Below are 18,232 nucleotides of genomic sequence, written 5' to 3' on the forward strand. Positions count from 1 at the left end.
GACCAAAAGTCTCGAAACTGAGTCTTCAAGAAAATGGAGCGTTTGTTTTATAGAATGGTACTGTTTTTTGAATGAAAAAGAAGCCAGCTATGAAATTTCATAGCTGGCTTCTTTACTATTACAAGATCCCTAATTTTTTACCGACTTTTTCGAAGGCATTGAGAGCTTCTTGTAGTTCTTCTTTAGAATGTTCCGCTGTAACGATCGTGCGGACGCGTCCCTTTCCGCGCTGGACTGTCGGGAAGACGATACCCTGAGCGAATACGCCTTCTTCGAACAATTCATCAGAGAACTTGTGAGTGAGGGCGTCATCCCCAATCATGACAGGTGTGACCGGTGTTTCACTGATTCCCGTATCAAACCCAAGAGCGTTCAATCCATCTTTGAAGAATTTTGTATTGTCCCAAAGCTTTTCGATCAGTTCCGGCTCTTCTAACAATACATCAATCGCAGCATCATTCGCGGCCGTAACTGCCGGCGGATGGGATGTACTAAACAAGAACGGACGTCCTTTATGAATCAAGTAATCCCGAAGGGTTTTTGTACTTGCCACATAGCCTCCAAGTACTCCAATCGCTTTACTGAGTGTTCCGACTTGAATGTGGACGCGACCATCCAAATTGAAATGGTTGACTGTTCCACGGCCATTATCACCAAGCACACCACTCGCATGAGCATCATCCACCATAATTAGAGCGTCGTACTTTTCAGCAAGTTCTACGATCTCTGGTAGTGGTGCGATATTACCATCCATGGAAAAGACACCATCGGTAACGATTAATCGTGTACGATAATCGCCACTTTCTTTCAGCGCTGATTCTAATGATTCCATGTCAACGTGCTTATAGATTTTACGATCCGCTTTTGTCAAACGAATCCCATCAATGATGGATGCGTGGTTCAACTCATCGGAGATGACTACATCTTCTTTACCAAGAATAGAAGACAAGACACCCTGGTTTGTTGTGAAACCGGATTGGAATACCAGCGCAGCTTCTGTATGTTTGAATTTCGCTAATTTCTCTTCAAAGTCTTCATGCATTTTCAATGTACCTGCAATCGTACGGACAGAGCCTGTTCCAACGCCATATTCTTCATTAGCTTTTTCCGCTGCTTTTTTCATCTTCGGATGTGAGGTAAGCCCTAGATAGTTATTAGAAGAAAGTTGAATCACTTCTTTTCCTTTGATTGTCACTTTGGAACCTTGTGCAGATTCCAGAGGGATCAATGTACGGAATGTACCTTCTTCCTGCATCTCGTTTAGTTCCTTTTGCAAGTATTCAAAGCCTTTCATAAAACATCCTCCTTACAATTATGGGTGTAAAACTACTTTTCCACATTGACCCTGATTCATTAAATCAAAGCCTTTCTCAAATTCTTCAAGCTTTAGATGGTGAGTAATCAAGGGAGAGACATCCACTTGTTGAGATTGAAGAAGACGGGAAACCTGCTGCCATGTTTCGTACATCTTTCTTCCAGTAATTCCTTGAACCTCTACGCCTTTGAACACGATGTCATTCGTCACATCTAGGCTTACTCTCTTTGTAGGTAGACTTAGAATGGAAACGCGGCCTCCATTCGTAATCATTTTAAACCCTTGATCCATCGCTACAGGATGTCCACTCATTTCACAAACAACGTCTACTCCATGGCCATCTGTCAGTTCCTTTGCTTTTTCAACAGGATCAATTTCACCAGAATGAACCACGGTTGTCGCTCCCATTTTCTCAGCAAGTTCAAGACGATATGGATTCAAGTCAAAAGCAAGTACTTGTGATGCTCCAGCCGCCTTGGCTACACCTACAGCCATCAAACCAATAGGCCCACACCCGATGATGGCTACTGATTTCCCTGCTACATATCCATTCAGAACCGTATGTACAGCATTCCCCATCGGCTCTTGAATGGAAGCGATATCTGTTGGCATTTCATCAGGGTTCTTCCAAAGATTATCTGCTGGAAGAGCTACATATTCCGCAAAACACCCTTGCGTATCCACACCAATTATTTTAGTATTTTCACAAATATGGAATTTACCCGTCAAGCATTGCGGGCAGTGCCCACAAATAAGGTGCGTCTCTGCACTCGTATAATCTCCTGTTTGGAAATTATGAACCTTACTTCCTACTTCCACAATCTCTCCTGAAAATTCATGACCAAAAACATATGGCGGATTAACGCGGCTTTCAGACCACTCATCCCAATTATATATATGGACATCCGTCCCACAAATCGATGTCGCTTTCACACGAATCAATACTTCATCATCACGGATCTCTGGAATCGCAACTTCTTGCATCTGCGCTCCTGGACCTCGGTGATGCTTAACGATCGCTTTCATCGTTCCATTCACAGTGAACACTCCCAACCTCAATAAATCAATATTAAACCTCTTATATAAACAATATTAACATGTATTGAGGAAAACGCAAACTTGATTGTCCACTGGAAAAATACAATTGATCATATTACTATACATTCTACTAACCTCTATTAAATATCTATATTCAAGGCATAAAAAAAGGGCGTACTCGATTGTAAGTACACCCTTTTTAATCCATTCTATTTTGCTTTCATCCACAAAGACTAGGTATTTGCTAGCAAACATCATAAGTACGCGAAACTTATAAAAACGCTGGGGTTAATAAGTTCATCGAGGTTCGACGATCAACTTAATCGCTGTTCGCTCCTCCTCGTCGATCATGATATCTGTAAATGCCGGAATGCATATCAAGTCCATGCCACTCGGGGCAACAAACCCTCGAGCGATGGCAACGGCTTTAACTGCTTGATTCAATGCCCCGGCTCCAATCGCTTGAATTTCGGCCGTCCCGCGCTCTCTTACTACGTTGGCCAAGGCTCCTGCTACTGAATTAGGTACGGATTTGGCTGATACTTTTAAGACTTCCATTACTAGCTCCTCCTTCAATCACTATAGTTGTTCCATAACTACTATATTCTTGGAGATGTAGGATATTACCTTTTCATTATGAATGAATTTGTCGCAAAATTCAAATAATCATTCAAAGAATGGATGATCATCGTTAATTAAAATACGCTGGACTTTTGTAGATTTTCCTGTCTTTTCATCTACATCCACCAAGAAAGCACTCAGTTGTGCTCTTCCCTTTTTTGGAACTTCAAAACGTACAGGTAAGTTTGTAAGAAAACGCTTTAAAACCGCTTCACGTTCCATCCCTAAAATTCCATCGTAAGGTCCTGTCATACCCACGTCAGAAATATAGCCTGTACCTCTTGGGAGGATCCTTTCATCTGCTGTTTGAATATGAGTGTGCGTCCCTACGTTTACACTCACTCTGCCATCTACATACCAGCCCATCGCCTGTTTTTCACTTGTTGCTTCTGCATGAAAATCCAGAAAAATGATAGATGTCCTTTTTTTCGCTTCTTCTATCAGCTCATCGATCTTTCTAAAGGGATCATCATTTGGAGACAAAAATGTACGCCCTTGTAAGTTAATAACAGCGACCTCACCCTTAGGGGTTTTTACAAAAGTCATCCCTTTTCCTGGCGTGCCCTCAGGGAAATTGGCAGGCCGGACGAGGTATTCTGCATCATCAATGAAGTCAAAGATCTCCTTTTTATCCCATGCATGGTTGCCGAGAGTTACGGCTTGTGCTCCTTTTTCAAGGAAACGACGGTAAATTTTTTCGGTAATGCCTTTTCCAGACGCTGCGTTTTCACCGTTTACAATCGTCACAGCAGGCTGATATTTCTGCTTGAGTTTTGGCAGATATTCATCAATCATTTCCCGCCCCGGTGAACCTACGACATCTCCTATAAATAAAATTCTCATATAACAAAAAACCTTCCTTCCACAATCGTTTCTTTATTGTACCCGTAAAAACAGAAATGAAGCGACCAAAAAGGCCGCTTCATTCTTATTATTTCGCATACTCCACAGAGCGTGTTTCACGAATAACGGTAACTTTAATATGACCTGGATAATCGAGTTCTCCCTCGATTCGATTTCGAATATCTCGTGCTAATCTTGTTGCTTCAAGATCATCAATTTCATCAGGACGAACCATGATGCGAACTTCGCGTCCAGCTTGGATCGCGAAAGACTTCTCTACGCCATCATAAGACTCTGAAATCTCTTCCAGTTTTTCTAGACGTTTGATGTAATTCTCTAAGGTTTCACTTCTGGCTCCAGGACGTGCCGCGGATAGAGCATCGGCAGCAGCAACAAGTACAGAAATAATTGAAGTCGGCTCTTCATCACCATGGTGGGATGCCACAGCATTGATGACCGTTTCATTTTCTTTGTACTTCATCGCCAATTCTTTACCAATTTCTACGTGGCTTCCTTCTACTTCGTGATCAATGGCTTTACCAATATCATGAAGCAATCCCGCACGACGGGCCAGGGTTTCATCTTCTCCAAGTTCTGCAGCTAACAAACCGGAAAGGTATGCAACTTCCATTGAGTGTTTCAAGACGTTTTGCCCATAACTTGTACGGTACTTCAGACGTCCTAAAATCTTAATCAGATCAGGGTGGAGACCATGAACACCTACTTCAAAAGTCGTTTGTTCACCAACTTCTCTGATGTAATCATCAACTTCTCGTCTGGACTTGTCCACCATCTCTTCAATTCGAGCGGGGTGAATACGTCCATCCTGCACTAACTTCTCAAGGGCCATTCTTGCTGTTTCTCGTCGAATTGGATCAAACCCTGAAAGGATGACAGCCTCAGGAGTATCGTCAATGATCAAGTCAATGCCTGTCAGTGTTTCTAATGTACGAATATTCCGGCCTTCACGTCCGATGATGCGGCCTTTCATTTCGTCATTAGGAAGGTTGACAACGGAAACAGTCGTTTCAGCTACATGATCAGCTGCACAACGCTGAAGGGCAAGAGAAAGAATGCTTTTCGCTTTCTTGTCTGCTTCTTCCTTCGCGCGATTTTCCGCTTCCTTGATCATAAGCGCTGACTCATGCGATACCTCTTGTTCGACGCGTTCTAAAATCATCTGCTTCGCCTGGTCTGATGTTAAGCTTGAAATGCGTTCAAGCTCTGTTTGTTGTTCTTGAAGCATAGCTTTCACTTTGCTTTCCATTTCTTCAATTTGTTGTTGTCTCTCGGCAAGAGTCCCTTCTTTCTTTTCGAGTGAAAGATCACGTTGGTCAAGCGTTCCACTCTTACGATCAAGATTCTCTTCTTTCTGAGTTAAACGATTTTCAGTTTTCTGCAGTTCCATGCGGCGCTCACGGATTTCACTCTCCGCTTCCTGGCGAAATTTCTGGTTCTCTTCTTTCGCTTCAAGAAGAGCTTCCTTCTTGGCTGATTCAGCATTGCGATGACCTTCTTCCACAATCTGTTTCGCAAGGTCCTCAGCACTGGAAATTTTCGCTTCCGCAATCGATTTCCGAATAAGATAACCAACAACAGAACCGATGATAAGGGCAAGCAAAATGAAGATGAGCGAGGATATTATATCCATAATTTCACCTCCTCTTGCTATGAACTTGGTCCGTTTGTCGGCAATTACAAACGTTTCATTTTCAGTTTCATTTGTTTAAGATAAGGGTATAAAGATGAAAATGATACACATTCATTTTATGCTTGACTATACGGAATGTCAAGGAAACGCGCTATGTATCTGCTAACATATTCAAATATTTGAAAATGTCAGTCTATTAATTTCGCATTTTCAGAGCGTATCCCTTCGAAAAAAGACACTTAATCAATCCCTGGTGGGTTCTTGATCTTCACAAAAAACCAAATATATTAAAAAATCGAGTATGAAACAGTGGTTTCATACTCGATTTTTCTACTTGAAGCATTAGACGTCCAGCGTTTCCTGACTTTCTTTACTATTGGTTTCTGCTGATTCTTCATCTGCTTCCATGCCGTAATGGTCTCGAATCAATTTTTTCACTTCTTCGTAGACTTCTACGTTTTCTTTCAGGAATTGCTTGGCATTTTCACGACCTTGGCCGAGTCTATCATCCTTATAAGAATACCAGGAACCACTCTTTTGGATGAGATCAAGGTCTGTTCCGATATCAAGCAGTTCCCCTTCACGGGAGATCCCTTCCCCGTACATAATATCAACTTCCGCTTGTCTGAAAGGTGGGGCCACTTTGTTTTTGACCACTTTCAAGCGGGTCTTATTTCCGACCATTTCATTTCCTTGTTTCAAAGTTTCCGCACGACGGACTTCAAGACGTACAGAAGAGTAGAACTTCAACGCACGGCCACCCGGTGTTGTTTCTGGGTTACCAAACATAACTCCTACTTTTTCACGAATCTGGTTGATGAAGATGGCTGTCGTTTTTGATTTGTTAATAGCTCCGGAGAGCTTACGAAGCGCCTGAGACATCAAACGGGCCTGCAAACCGACGTGGGCGTCACCCATTTCACCTTCAATCTCAGCTTTTGGTACAAGTGCTGCTACAGAGTCGATGACAACCATATCAACTGCACCACTACGGACAAGAGCCTCTGCAATTTCAAGTGCCTGTTCTCCCGTATCCGGTTGAGATAGTAGAAGTTCTTCAATGTCTACCCCCAACGCTCTTGCATACACAGGGTCTAAAGCATGCTCAGCATCGATGAAAGCCGCCTGGCCGCCTTTTCTCTGAGCTTCTGCTATCGCGTGAAGCGCGACTGTTGTTTTACCAGAAGATTCCGGACCATAAATTTCTACAATTCTACCACGTGGATAACCACCAACACCAAGGGCCACGTCAAGAGCAAGAGATCCACTCGGAACCGTGTTCACTTTCTGCTCAGCGCTTTCCCCAAGCTTCATAATGGAGCCTTTTCCGAATTGCTTTTCTATTTGACGCAATGCCATATCTAATGCTTGTTTACGATCGCTCATTATATACCGCCTTTCAAAATTTCTATCCCTATCATAACTTGTTTTTGATTGTTTGCCAACTAAAAAGCGAATAAATGTTCCCTTTTTTTATAAAGAATAAAAGGTGCAATTTTTTATTTCCTCTACGTGAAATTATCAAAATTGCACCTTTTCAGCAATGAAAATCATTTTTTTAATCGATGGAAAATTAATTCGTACGCCCTTTTCACAGCTCTCACTCTCACTTGTTCCCGTCCTCCGTCGAAGTGAAATTTATGGACTTCGGGCTTTCTCTCTCCTATTTGAAGCCCGATAAAGACGGTACCTGGTTCATGTCCTTCGCTGGCATCCGGACCTGCCACACCTGTGAAACTGACAACCACATCGACGTCTAAGTTCGCTTGAGCATTTAAAGCCATCATCTCCGCACATTCATGACTGATGGTCCCATATTTCTTTATTAGAAATTTAGGTACCTGAAGTATTCTTTCTTTCATCTCCGGAGTATAGACAGTATATCCACCTTGACAGACGGCTGAAGCACCAGGAAGCGCGATGAGCCGCTCTAAAAATCTCCCGCCGGTGAAGCTCTCTGCTGAACCGATTGTTAATCCTTTTTCTTTGAGGAGATCTCTGACCTTTTCTTCAATGGTAATCGCATCACTGCCATAATAATACTTTCCGACTTGGTCAAGGATCTCGTTTTTAAGCGTAAGAATTTTTTCCTTCGCCTGTTCTGTTGACTCCCCTGTAGCTGTCAACCTTAAACCAACTTCTCCCTCAGAAGCGAGAGGAGCAATAGTAGGATTGGTTTGAGAACGAATCAAGGATTGGAGCTTAGTTTCTAAATCAGACTCTCCGATCCCGATAAAACGCATCATTTCTGAAACGATTTGGGATTCAATGTGGTAATTATTCTGTAAATAAGGAATGATATACTCATCCATTATATACTTCATTTCTCTTGGGACCCCTGGGAGGAAGACCCACAAGGTATCTTCATGTTTCACCAGTTGACCAGGCGCCATCCCTTCTAAATTTTGAAAGACAGAGGCACTCTCGAACACACGTGCCTGTTTACGGTTGTTTTCTGACATAAACTTTTGGTTTCTTTGATAATAGCTCTTGATCTTTTCCATGGAATCTTCATGTTCGACCAGTTCTTCATCAAAAACGAGTTGTGCGGCATCCAGGGTTAAATCATCTTCGGTAGGGCCGAGTCCGCCAGTGACAATTACAAGATCAGCCCTTGTTTCCGCCAATGCAAAAGAATCTGTCACTCTTTTCAAATTATCCCCGACAACGGTGTGATGATAAACGGAATGTCCGAGAGTCGCAAGCCGACTTGAAATCCACTGAGCATTTGTATTCGCAATTTGACCTAAAAGTAACTCTGTACCGACACCTATAATTTCTGCTCTCATTTAGAATCCCTCATTACATGCCAATTTTTTTTGAAGTAATCATAACCAGAGTACACGGTAATCAACAGCGCCAAGTATAGGGCAATCATTCCCAAAGGGAACCCGATGAAGGCGAATGGCCAATTATGCAAAAGCAGGAGGGAGATAGCGATGATTTGGATCCATGTCTTCAGTTTTCCCATTTGGCTTGCTGCAAGGACACTTCCTTCCCCTGCGGCTACTAGTCGAAGTCCCGTCACTGCGAATTCACGGCTGATGATCAAAATGACAATCCATGCAGGGGCCAGGCCTATTTCCACAAGTAAGATAAGCGCAGCACTGACTAAAAGCTTGTCAGCGAGGGGATCGAGAAACTTCCCTAAGTTGGTGACAAGGTTATATTTCCTTGCAATATACCCGTCGATCCAGTCCGTGGTAGAAGCTAAGATAAACAGGAGTGCACCTGCTAAATGGGCGAGGGGTAATTCGCGGTCTTCCATTTGGAAGGTTCCCCATTCAAATGGAACACTCATGAGGATGATAAAAATCGGAATAAGGAAAATTCTTGATAATGTGATTTTATTCGGTAAGTTCATAAAGCTCACTCTCCTAACAGTCATTTCAATACATGAAAGGCTGCCCGTCCACTAAGAGTGGTTTTACACTCTTACGATGAACCGCTGGGGCAGCCTGGTCATGATTATATTCAGTTTCTTACTTGAATTGCAACAATAATTTCTGTGTAGATACTTCAGGGTTAGGGTAAGGAATTTCCTTTTCGCCAATCGTAACGGTAGTTCCCGGTGCATTCCCGGTCTTAATGTACAATTCATCGTTATTTCCTAAATCAAGGGAAATCGGTGAATCTTCAGCGGTGTATTCTTTCGCTGTCACAAGGTCTTCACCATTCTTAGGCGCTTTCACTTCCATGTAGGCTCTCCCTGTCAACTCGATGGTTACGGATCGTTCAGTTGTGCCGCTTACATCATAAGTATGCTCAGGGAGAGATCCTGTCCCTTCCTGAACCAGTTGAATGTCTACCTCTTCTTCATCCTCTGCAGGTGTTTCTTCTTCTTCTGACGCAGATTCGTCTTCTGATGCTGATTCTTCAGATTCACTTCCATCTTCATTACCTTCCGCATCGTCCTGGTCGCCGGAAGTTTCACTTTCAGAATTCTCAGGCACGCTGATTTCATTGTTGGAACCATTGTCTGTTGCAGTATTGCCATCCTCTGCCCCGCTCATATTCTGCCATACGAGCCACACGACAAATATTAAGCCAATAATCAATCCCACAGTTAAAATCGTCGGCAGAACTCTAGAAGATGGGCCGCTTTTCTGGGTCGCTTCCTTTTTAGTCCTTTGGACACGGCTGTACTGTACCGTACTCTCCTCATCAAAGGTCGGAAGCTCCCCTTTATGTTCTTCCATAACTACTTCAGGGTCTAACCCGACCGCAGAAGCATATTCTCTGATAAATGCACGGGTGTAGAATTTTCCAGGCAGTACTTGAAACTCATTCTTTTCAATCGCCTGAAGGTAGCGTTTTTGTATTTTTGTCGTCTCTTGCAACGATTCTAAAGAAAGGCCTTTCGATTCTCGGGCTTCCCTCAGTCTTTCTCCAATCTCCATGTTAACACCATCCAATTTCTAAAAATCGAACATGGAAAAACCTTCATTCATAGACATCTCTTGTTTTTCCACAGGTTCATAAGTAATTTCTTCATCTTCGTTATTCCGAAGTTCGATAATATAATCAAAGTCATCCATTGTATATTCTGTTTCCTGAACAAAAATGTCCGGGTGTTCAATGACTTTCGTTGCAGGAAGTCGCATGATTTCACGTACAAGCTGCCAGTGCTTCTCATTCGCTCGTTTAGCAGACACAATCCCATCAATGATGTAAAGATTGTCTTCGCTGTATTCTTCATCGATCAACTGGTTTCGTACCGTCTGCTTTAATAGCGTGCTGGAGACAAACAACCACCTTTTATTTGCACATACACTCGCTGCTACGACAGACTCTGTTTTACCTACTCGGGGCATCCCGCGGATCCCGATCAGTTTATGGCCATCCTTCATAAAGAGCTCCGCCATAAAATCAACAAGTAATCCCAAGTCCTCCCGATTAAAACGGAATGTTTTACGATCATCCACATCGCTATGTATATATCGTCCATGCCTTACGGCCAAACGGTCTCTCAATTTTGGCCGGCGCAGTTTCGTCACTTTTATTGTATCCATTGTATTTAGAATCGATCTCAACCGAGTGATTTGTTCCTCATCTTTACATAAAAGAAGCATTCCCCGGTGTGAATTTTCTACACCATTGATGGTGACAATGTTGATCGCCATCATCCCGAGCAGTGAGGAGATGTCCCCAAGCAAGCCTGGGCGGTTATATTGGATTTCATATTCTAAGTACCATTCTTTTTTTTCCATAATACAACTCCTCTGAAAAATTGTCGTTATTTGTCAAAGTCGAGTGATTTATGGAATTTTTCACTCTCTATCTATCATAAAGGATTTTTTCTAAATAGGAAAGGACGATCCTACATAAACATACAAAAATTGAAAAAGCTTGGTTTCATTAGAAAATCCGCACAGACGTCTGTGCGGATTGATGACGAGGTTAACCTTGGTTTCCTTCGTTTTGAACCATCTTCACCATCATATTGGCAATGGCGTGTTGTTCTTTTTCATCAGCTACATTCCAAAGATCACGCAAGACAGCTTCCTGCTCGTTCTTCGCATCAACGGAGTTTGCTAAATAACCACCAATTTCGTAAGCAAGCTCAGAAACCGCTCCTTCTTGCATACCTTGACCTTTCGCCTGATGTAAGCGATCACCCAAGAAATCTTTCCATGAATCGAAATTATCGAGAACAGACATGATGTAACCTCCTCTGAATTTTTTCATGCTTAGTATGAGAAGGAAACACGGATCTTATGCAACAGAATTATGACCAGCCACCGTCCACTTGAATCACTTGTCCCGTTATGTAACTTGATTTGTCACTCAACAAAAAGCCGGCCATATGAGCCACTTCCTCAGGCTTCCCGGAACGTCCTAGAGGGATATCATCCTCTAGGAAATCCAGTTCCTCCTGATTGAGGTGGGCGTTCATCTTTGTAGCAATCAAGCCAGGAGCAATACTGTTAACTCTAATTCCACTTGGTGCGACTTCTTTCGCAAGCCCCTTAACGAAGCTGTTTTGTGCACCTTTCACAGAGCTGTAGACAACCTCCATACTCGCACCCTCAAGTCCAAAAATAGAACTGATGACCACAATATTGCCATTTTTCTTTTGGATCATATAGGGGAGCACCTTCCGTGCAATCATCCACAGTGATTTGACGTGAACGAAATACAGTTCGTCCATTTCTTCCGTTTTCATATCCTGAAATAAACCGCTATGCATATGTCCGCCAGCAAAGATCACGGCATCCCATTCATCCTCGATTTGTTCTAGGAGTGAATGGATGCCTTCTAATGTGGAAAGGTCCGCCCCGAATGCCCCAAGCCATTGAGAAACAGGGATTTCTTTTCTGTTTTCTTCAATGTTTTTTTTATTCTGATTGTAGTGCAGACCAACGGCAAAGCCTTGATCAACAGCACTTTGTACGAGTGCCTGACCAATCCCTCCGCTGGCTCCTATAATTAGACACTTTTTAAGCATTGTTTTGAGGTTTGATTTGGAACACGGTAATTGCGTCTTCTTTCAACCAGTGTTGCAAATATTCTTCCGCATCATCCGCAGTTAAGGATTCAATAATTGGCAGCACTTCAAATAAGTCTGTACCAAGGGTATGGTAGTGAGTGAACTGATTCGCAATGAACTCCAGTGAGTTCATCGCTCTCATGAATTGGCCGATTTTCTTCCTTTTCATCCTTGTGAAGTCTTCATCGGATATTCTCTGTTCTTTTAACTCATGCAGCATTTCCTTAATACGAGCTGCCATTTCGTCAGGCTTTCTGGAGTCTCCTCCTAGAATAGTGAAACCAAATTGGCGGTCGAGCTCTGTTTCAAACTGGAAACTGTCATCGATAAGGTCGTTTTTGTACAGCTCCTCATAAAAGACACCGCTTCTTGAGAAATAATAATCAAGGATCATCCCTGATAAAAGTTCTCCACGTACCAATTCCTCGCCTGTTAATCCTTCAACATTTTCCTTTACCCCGACCATCGCTTTTGCTGTTGTCACTGGCATGGTGATTGAATGTTCTTTCTTGGCTGCAGAAGCCGGTTCTTCAGGATAGGAACGGTTGATTTCAGGAGCCTCAGGAAATTCTTTTTTAGCTTGGTTGTCCCTGATCAATGTCATCATAGACTCAGGATCGATATTCCCAGCCACGAACAAGACCATGTTGGAAGGATGATAAAACGTCTCGTAACAAGTGTAAAGATCATCTTTGGTGATCTTTTGTATGCTGTCAACTGTCCCAGCAATATCCACCTTCACAGGGTGGTCGTGATATAAACTTTGGATGGTTCCGAAGAAGGAACGCCAATCAGGCTGATCATCGTACATACGGATTTCCTGAGCGATGATCCCTTTTTCTTTTTCCACAGACTCCTCTGAGAAATAAGGGTCCTGAACAAAATCAAGGAGTGTCTGGACATTCTTATCAATTTGACTCGTTGCCGAAAACAAATACGCCGTCTTTGTAAATGATGTAAAAGCGTTGGCGGATGCACCCAGTCTTGTAAAGTCCTGGAACACGTCGCGATCTTCTTTTTCAAACAACTTATGTTCAAGGAAGTGAGCAATCCCTTCTGGAACCGTCACCTTTTCACTTTTCCCGATCGGTGTAAACGTTTGGTCGATGGATCCATAGTTCGTCGTAAAGATCCCATAGGTTTTGGCCATTTCAGGCTTTGAAAGTAAGAACACCTTCAACCCATTATCTAATGTTTCCTGATATACCGTTTCGTTCAACTGAGTATAGACCAGTTCTTCCATTAAGATTCCCCTCCTTCTTTACTCGTCAGAAAGTAAATCGTATCCAATTCGATCTTTTTAGCCATTTGGACCACTTGTTCTTTCGTAACTTTACGAATATTATCGATCAATTCATTCGCAGGCATTTCCGCACCTGATAACATTTGATGATAAAGGACTTCGATCATTCCATTTGCATTATCCATCGTTTCCTGGAGTTGATGGATGACCTGTTCTTTTGTCTCTTCCACTTGTTCCTCTGTGAAATCACCGTTTTTCATTGCGTCCATCTGCTCTAGAATGATTGATTTTGCCTGATCATAATCCTTAGGATCCACCCCACTGAAGACAAGCAGAAGACCTTTATGACTCTCAAACCTTGAAGCGGCATAATAGGCTAAACTGTGTTTCTCACGAACGTTCATAAACAACTTGGAACTAGGGAAGCCTCCAAAAATCCCATTAAATATCTGCAAGGCATAATAGTCATCATCACCGAATTTCGTATATGTGCGGTAACCAAGATGAAGTTTACCCTGGTTGACTTCTTCCCTCTCGACAACTTCCCTTGACTCCTTCACTTCTTTCGTGATAGATTCCTGGTCGTCATCTGCATTGGTGCTTCCTTTTCTTGAAAAATACTGATCTGTCAGCTTCTCAATCGTCTTTTGATCCATGTCACCAATTACATACACGTCAAGCATATCTTTTGCGATCATGTCTTTATAATAAGCATAGAGCTTTTCAGATGTAATTGCCTTTAGGTCTTCCAGGTACCCATGCACATGCAACGCATACGGTTCGTCTTTGCACATGTGATCCATGAGTCTCATGTTGGCATAACTCATTTTGTCGTCTTTGATGCTGGTGATTTTTTGCTCAAGGGTCTGTTTTTCACGATCGACGATAGAGGAATCGAAACCTCCCCCTTCTGTCTTCGGATCGAAGAGCACCTCATTAAAAAGTTGGACCGCTTCTTCAAGAATCGGTTCCTGGTCATTCAAGTATGCTTCATTAACAACTTCCATGCGGAAACTAATGACATGGTTTTCTCCCTTTTTGGATCCATCACTTGAAAGAGCGGTGCCATAAAGGTTTTCAAATGCAGATTGAAGAGATCGAACATTCGGGTGATTGTTCGTAGCTTTTTGCAGGACATGTGGCAAAAGCGCACGCTCTGTGATCCCTTCTCTTTTCAAAGGGGCTTTGAATTTTGCAACAATCGTAATGGTTTTGTATTTTTTGCTTGGTAAAATATGTAGACGATACCCTTCTTTTTCGAGTAACGTTTCTTTAGTAATTTTCATATTCATCCTCCTTATCAGTCTCTTCTATTATAGACCTACATGTCCATATTCATCCATTCTAACTAAGTCTTATGCTAAGGTATATGTGTGAAAAAGTAAAAAAATTAAGTCCGGCACATGTGTACCGGACTTAATAATGATCATCGGTTGCCTTTCACATAAGCTTCTCCCAATGATTTTGGCGCTTCCGCTCTTCCGATGAATCCTGCCAGAGCAAGGATTGTCAATACGTAAGGAGCGATGAGCATAAAGACTGAAGGGACATTTTCTAACAGGGCAATATCTGATGAAACAATACTTAAACTTTGAGCAAATCCGAAGAAAATAGCTGCGCCGAGAGCGCCAAGTGGATGCCATTTCCCAAAGATGACCGCTGCCAGCGCAATAAACCCTTGCCCTACGATTGTACCGTGAGAGAAGTTATGAGTTACTGTCAGGGCATACACTGCACCACCAAGACCACCAAAGGCCCCAGAGAGCATCACCCCGATGTATCTCATCTTGTAAACGTTGATTCCGTTTGTATCTGCAGCCATAGGGTGCTCACCTACAGAGCGTAGACGGAGCCCGAATGGTGTTTTGAAGATAATGAACCACACAAGGAATGCTAGGGCAATTGCTAAGTATGAAGTCCAGTACCAACCGGTGAAAAACATGTCCCCAAGGATAGGGATCTTATTAAGTAGAGGAACATTTGAAGAATAGATCGGACTTTCAATGAAATCCGTCTGTCCTTTGTCATACCATTGTTTTGTAAGGAACAACCCAATTCCTAAAGCCAGGAAGTTTATAGCCACACCACTCACGACTTGATCCGCTCTGAAAGTAATTGAAGCGACCGCATGGACGAGTGCAAATATAGCAGATACGACCATAGCGATGAGCAAGGATACAACCGTAGTCGCTGAGCCGAAAACACTATAGAAAGTCAAGTTTGAAACAATCGCTACGAAAGCCCCCATGATCATCAAGCCTTCAAGACCAATGTTAATCACTCCGGATCTTTCACTGAACACTCCCCCTAAAGCAGTGAAAATAAGAGGGGTGGCAAAGACAACAGATGCACCGAGAATACGGCTGATCAGTTCAATAATCTCCATTTACTTCCCCTCCTTTTTAAACCGAAGAATGACCCATCGAATCATGTAGCTTGAGGCTACGAAGAATATGATCAAGGCAATAATGATTTCTACAAGCTCCGTAGGGACCCCTGCAGCTGTCGGCATATTCAAAGCTCCGATCTTCAGGATACCGAAAAGGAAGGCCGCAAGAATGACACCGAAAGCCGTGTTTGCACCTAGAAGAGCGACGGCAATTCCGTCAAATCCAATATTCGTAAATCCAGATTTAATTGACATGAAGCCGAAAGTACCGAGACCTTCCATCGCTCCTGCAAGACCTGCAAAAGCACCGGAAATGACCATCGCCAGGATGATATTTTTACTGACATTCATCCCCGCATATTTAGATGCGTGCTGGTTGAAACCTACAGACCTCAATTCAAATCCAGTCGTTGTACGGTTTATAATGAACCACATAACAAGTGCCATCAGCAAAGCGACAATAAAACCATAGTGAATCCTTGAGTAAAATGTCATTTCTGCAAGCCAGTTCGATTGTAAAGATGCCGTTGCTGCAACATTTTCTGTTCGATCCGCACCGTCGCTCAATAGATTACGAACGATGGAATTACTTAAATACAAGGCAATATAGTTCATCATAATTGTAACGATAACTTCGTGTACGCCTAACTTCGCTTTAAGAAGACCAGGAATAAAGCCCCAGAAAGCACCTGCAATAGCCGCAGCTAATATCGCCAGAGGCAAATGAAGGAACATTGGCAGTTCAAAAGAAATACCAATCCACACCGAAGCAAGCCACCCCATAAACACCTGGCCTTCCACTCCAATGTTCAACAGTCCTGATCGAAGAGCAAAAGCAACTGCAAGCCCGGAAAGAATGTAAGGAGTTACCTGTCTGATCGTCTCTCCGAAGAAGTAAGCATCACCAAAAGCACCATTCCATAGAGCCCCAAAGCCTGCAATCGGATTATAACCGAAGATCAGCATAATGATGGCACCAGAAATCAGACCGAGCAATACAGAAATGATCGGCACTAATATATTGAAAAGTCGATTGGAAAACATCACTGCTCACCTGCTTTCTGTGTTGAATTACCAGCCATCAGCAACCCGAGCTTTTGCTCATTTGTTTCTTCCGGTTGAACATCAGCAATGATCTGTCCGTCAAACATAACGGCAATCCGATCACTCAAGTTCATGATTTCATCAAGTTCAAATGACAGAAGGAGAACGGCGCGACCTTTGTCTCTCTCTTCAATTAATTTTTTATGGATAAATTCAATGGCTCCGACATCCAAGCCCCGTGTGGGTTGAGCAGCTATAATCAAATCCGGTGACCTGTCCACTTCCCGACCGATGATCGCTTTTTGCTGATTTCCTCCTGAAAGGGCCCTCGCCGGTGTATAAGCATCCGGTGTGCGGACATCATATTCGGCAATTAGATTTTTTGCTTTTTGGTAAATGTTCTTAAAGTTCATGACACCTTTTTTCGAATAAGGTTTCTGATGATAACTTTGCAGCACCATATTCTCACCAATGGGAAAATCGAGTACTAGACCGAATTTATGACGGTCCTGCGGGATATGAGAAACACCAGACTGCGTTACTTTACGAGGCGTTAAATTGGTAATTTCCTTATCATGGAGGCGGATGGTTCCGGATTCGCTTCTTCGTAAGCCTGTTATGGCTTCAATCAACTCGGATTGCCCGTTCCCATCTACACCCGCGATCCCAACAATCTCACCTGCACGCACTTCCAAATTCAGCCCTTTGACCATCTCGACACCACGGACGTCCTTCACACGTAAATCTTTTATAGAAAGATAGGTTTCCTTAGGTTCAGCCTTTGTTTTCTCAGTAGAAAAGTTGACATCACGCCCCACCATCAGAGAAGCAAGCTCTGTAGGATTGGTTTCAGAGACATCTACAGTCCCGATTCCCTGCCCTTTACGTATGACCGTGCACCGGTCACAAACCTCCATAATCTCCTTCAACTTGTGGGTAATAAGAATGATGGATTTTCCTTCTTTTACAAGGCTTTGCATAATATCAATCAGCTCTTTGATTTCCTGTGGAGTAAGAACCGCTGTAGGCTCGTCAAAAATAAGGATTTCCGCTCCTCTATAGAGCGTTTTCAATATCTCCACACGCTGCTGCATCCCTACGGATATATCACGTATTTTCGCTTTTGGATCGACATTTAAACCGTACCTCTCTGAAAGCTCTCTCACCTGGTCTTCGGCATATTTCAAGTTCACCGTTCCAGCTTTTTTCGGTTCGCTTCCTAAAACAATGTTTTCAGTGACTGTAAATGTGTCCACGAGCATAAAGTGCTGGTGAACCATTCCAATCCCCTGTGCGTTTGCGACGTTAGGATCTGTGATGTTGACTTTCTCTCCACGCACCCTGATTTCTCCTCTTTCCGGCTGATAGAGGCCGAACAGAACGTTCATCAGTGTAGATTTACCCGCTCCGTTCTCCCCAAGAAGAGCGTGGATTTCACCTTTCTTCACTTGCAAATTAATATTGTCATTCGCTACAATACCCGGGAACTCTTTTCTAATGTTCAACATTTCAATTACATAGTCCATTCGTCTCTCTCCCTCCCCCGTTCACCTTAAAAAATCACCAAAGGAAAAGGGCCGGAACAATCTTTTCATTTG

Annotated in this window: 17 protein-coding genes; all 17 read right to left on the minus strand. The window is 42.9% G+C overall.

Features of this window, described 5'->3' with window-relative positions; genetic code table 11:
- Positions 1 to 118 precede the first annotated feature (118 nt).
- On the minus strand, positions 119 to 1,294 hold the full coding sequence (locus tag ACQ4XT_RS15835; RefSeq protein ID WP_446854511.1) for a glycine C-acetyltransferase: 1,176 nt from the start codon (positions 1,292 to 1,294) through the stop codon (positions 119 to 121).
- 18 nt (positions 1,295 to 1,312) lie between these two features.
- Entirely contained in the window at positions 1,313 to 2,353 is a 1,041-nt protein-coding gene (gene tdh, locus ACQ4XT_RS15840) for an L-threonine 3-dehydrogenase (protein ID WP_446854512.1), read from the minus strand.
- Between the two features lie 297 nt (positions 2,354 to 2,650).
- Entirely contained in the window at positions 2,651 to 2,911 is a 261-nt protein-coding gene (locus tag ACQ4XT_RS15845; RefSeq protein ID WP_008640081.1) for a stage V sporulation protein S, read from the minus strand.
- 108 nt (positions 2,912 to 3,019) lie between these two features.
- On the minus strand, positions 3,020 to 3,817 hold the full coding sequence (gene ymdB, locus ACQ4XT_RS15850; RefSeq protein ID WP_446854513.1) for a 2',3'-cyclic-nucleotide 2'-phosphodiesterase: 798 nt from the start codon (positions 3,815 to 3,817) through the stop codon (positions 3,020 to 3,022).
- 88 nt (positions 3,818 to 3,905) lie between these two features.
- Complete coding sequence (rny, locus tag ACQ4XT_RS15855) at positions 3,906 to 5,468, minus strand: ribonuclease Y (RefSeq protein ID WP_226589510.1); 1,563 nt, start codon at positions 5,466 to 5,468, stop codon at positions 3,906 to 3,908.
- Between the two features lie 342 nt (positions 5,469 to 5,810).
- Positions 5,811 to 6,854 (minus strand): recombinase RecA, encoded by a 1,044-nt coding sequence (recA, locus tag ACQ4XT_RS15860; RefSeq protein ID WP_226589508.1) that lies wholly within the window; start codon positions 6,852 to 6,854, stop codon positions 5,811 to 5,813.
- Positions 6,855 to 7,018: 164 nt separating this feature from the next.
- The gene (locus ACQ4XT_RS15865; protein WP_446854514.1) at positions 7,019 to 8,257 is read right to left on the minus strand and encodes a competence/damage-inducible protein A; all 1,239 of its coding nucleotides are present in this window, start codon (positions 8,255 to 8,257) and stop codon (positions 7,019 to 7,021) included.
- Entirely contained in the window at positions 8,254 to 8,832 is a 579-nt protein-coding gene (gene pgsA / locus ACQ4XT_RS15870; RefSeq protein ID WP_446854515.1) for a CDP-diacylglycerol--glycerol-3-phosphate 3-phosphatidyltransferase, read from the minus strand. The genes ACQ4XT_RS15865 and pgsA overlap by 4 nt, the downstream gene beginning before the upstream one ends.
- 118 nt (positions 8,833 to 8,950) lie before the next feature.
- Positions 8,951 to 9,868 carry a helix-turn-helix domain-containing protein gene (locus ACQ4XT_RS15875; RefSeq protein WP_446854516.1) on the minus strand — a complete coding sequence of 306 codons (918 nt, stop codon included), beginning with the start codon at positions 9,866 to 9,868 and terminating at the stop codon, positions 8,951 to 8,953.
- 18 nt (positions 9,869 to 9,886) lie between these two features.
- Positions 9,887 to 10,678: a DUF3388 domain-containing protein gene (locus ACQ4XT_RS15880; RefSeq protein WP_146816339.1), complete on the minus strand. Its 792-nt coding sequence runs from the start codon at positions 10,676 to 10,678 to the stop codon at positions 9,887 to 9,889.
- A gap of 190 nt (positions 10,679 to 10,868) precedes the next feature.
- A complete protein-coding gene (locus tag ACQ4XT_RS15885) occupies positions 10,869 to 11,129 on the minus strand; it encodes a DUF3243 domain-containing protein (RefSeq protein ID WP_220583198.1) in 261 nt (86 codons plus the stop codon).
- 67 nt (positions 11,130 to 11,196) lie between these two features.
- Positions 11,197 to 11,916: an elongation factor P 5-aminopentanone reductase gene (ymfI, locus tag ACQ4XT_RS15890; RefSeq protein WP_446854517.1), complete on the minus strand. Its 720-nt coding sequence runs from the start codon at positions 11,914 to 11,916 to the stop codon at positions 11,197 to 11,199.
- Positions 11,909 to 13,201 carry an EF-P 5-aminopentanol modification-associated protein YfmH gene (gene yfmH / locus ACQ4XT_RS15895; RefSeq protein ID WP_446854518.1) on the minus strand — a complete coding sequence of 431 codons (1,293 nt, stop codon included), beginning with the start codon at positions 13,199 to 13,201 and terminating at the stop codon, positions 11,909 to 11,911. Before yfmH ends, ymfI begins: the two co-directional genes overlap by 8 nt.
- Positions 13,201 to 14,487, minus strand: coding sequence for an EF-P 5-aminopentanol modification-associated protein YfmF (gene yfmF / locus ACQ4XT_RS15900; RefSeq protein WP_446854519.1), 1,287 nt, complete (start codon positions 14,485 to 14,487; stop codon positions 13,201 to 13,203). Before yfmF ends, yfmH begins: the two co-directional genes overlap by 1 nt.
- A 140-nt stretch (positions 14,488 to 14,627) precedes the next feature.
- Positions 14,628 to 15,587, minus strand: a complete 960-nt coding sequence (locus tag ACQ4XT_RS15905) for an ABC transporter permease (RefSeq protein ID WP_446854520.1) — start codon at positions 15,585 to 15,587, stop codon at positions 14,628 to 14,630.
- On the minus strand, positions 15,588 to 16,634 hold the full coding sequence (locus tag ACQ4XT_RS15910) for an ABC transporter permease (RefSeq protein WP_446854521.1): 1,047 nt from the start codon (positions 16,632 to 16,634) through the stop codon (positions 15,588 to 15,590).
- A complete protein-coding gene (nupO, locus tag ACQ4XT_RS15915; protein WP_446854522.1) occupies positions 16,634 to 18,160 on the minus strand; it encodes a guanosine ABC transporter ATP-binding protein NupO in 1,527 nt (508 codons plus the stop codon). The genes ACQ4XT_RS15910 and nupO overlap by 1 nt, the downstream gene beginning before the upstream one ends.
- Between the last annotated feature and the right edge of the window lie 72 nt (positions 18,161 to 18,232).

It is taken from the genome of Halobacillus sp. 12SKB (assembly GCF_052941655.1).

Bases quoted from the DNA above. Each gene is read 5' to 3' on its own strand.
- ACQ4XT_RS15835 (WP_446854511.1), bottom strand. From the start codon at position 1,294: ATGAAAGGCTTTGAATACTTGCAAAAGGAACTAAACGAGATGCAGGAA.
- ACQ4XT_RS15845 (WP_008640081.1), bottom strand. From the start codon at position 2,911: ATGGAAGTCTTAAAAGTATCAGCCAAATCCGTACCTAATTCAGTAGCA.
- ymdB (WP_446854513.1), bottom strand. From the start codon at position 3,817: ATGAGAATTTTATTTATAGGAGATGTCGTAGGTTCACCGGGGCGGGAA.
- rny (WP_226589510.1), bottom strand. From the start codon at position 5,468: ATGGATATAATATCCTCGCTCATCTTCATTTTGCTTGCCCTTATCATC.
- recA (WP_226589508.1), bottom strand. From the start codon at position 6,854: ATGAGCGATCGTAAACAAGCATTAGATATGGCATTGCGTCAAATAGAA.
- ACQ4XT_RS15865 (WP_446854514.1), bottom strand. From the start codon at position 8,257: ATGAGAGCAGAAATTATAGGTGTCGGTACAGAGTTACTTTTAGGTCAA.
- pgsA (WP_446854515.1), bottom strand. From the start codon at position 8,832: ATGAACTTACCGAATAAAATCACATTATCAAGAATTTTCCTTATTCCG.
- ACQ4XT_RS15875 (WP_446854516.1), bottom strand. From the start codon at position 9,868: ATGGAGATTGGAGAAAGACTGAGGGAAGCCCGAGAATCGAAAGGCCTT.
- ACQ4XT_RS15880 (WP_146816339.1), bottom strand. From the start codon at position 10,678: ATGGAAAAAAAAGAATGGTACTTAGAATATGAAATCCAATATAACCGC.
- ACQ4XT_RS15885 (WP_220583198.1), bottom strand. From the start codon at position 11,129: ATGTCTGTTCTCGATAATTTCGATTCATGGAAAGATTTCTTGGGTGAT.
- ymfI (WP_446854517.1), bottom strand. From the start codon at position 11,916: ATGCTTAAAAAGTGTCTAATTATAGGAGCCAGCGGAGGGATTGGTCAG.
- yfmH (WP_446854518.1), bottom strand. From the start codon at position 13,201: ATGGAAGAACTGGTCTATACTCAGTTGAACGAAACGGTATATCAGGAA.
- yfmF (WP_446854519.1), bottom strand. From the start codon at position 14,487: ATGAAAATTACTAAAGAAACGTTACTCGAAAAAGAAGGGTATCGTCTA.
- ACQ4XT_RS15905 (WP_446854520.1), bottom strand. From the start codon at position 15,587: ATGGAGATTATTGAACTGATCAGCCGTATTCTCGGTGCATCTGTTGTC.
- ACQ4XT_RS15910 (WP_446854521.1), bottom strand. From the start codon at position 16,634: ATGTTTTCCAATCGACTTTTCAATATATTAGTGCCGATCATTTCTGTA.
- nupO (WP_446854522.1), bottom strand. From the start codon at position 18,160: ATGGACTATGTAATTGAAATGTTGAACATTAGAAAAGAGTTCCCGGGT.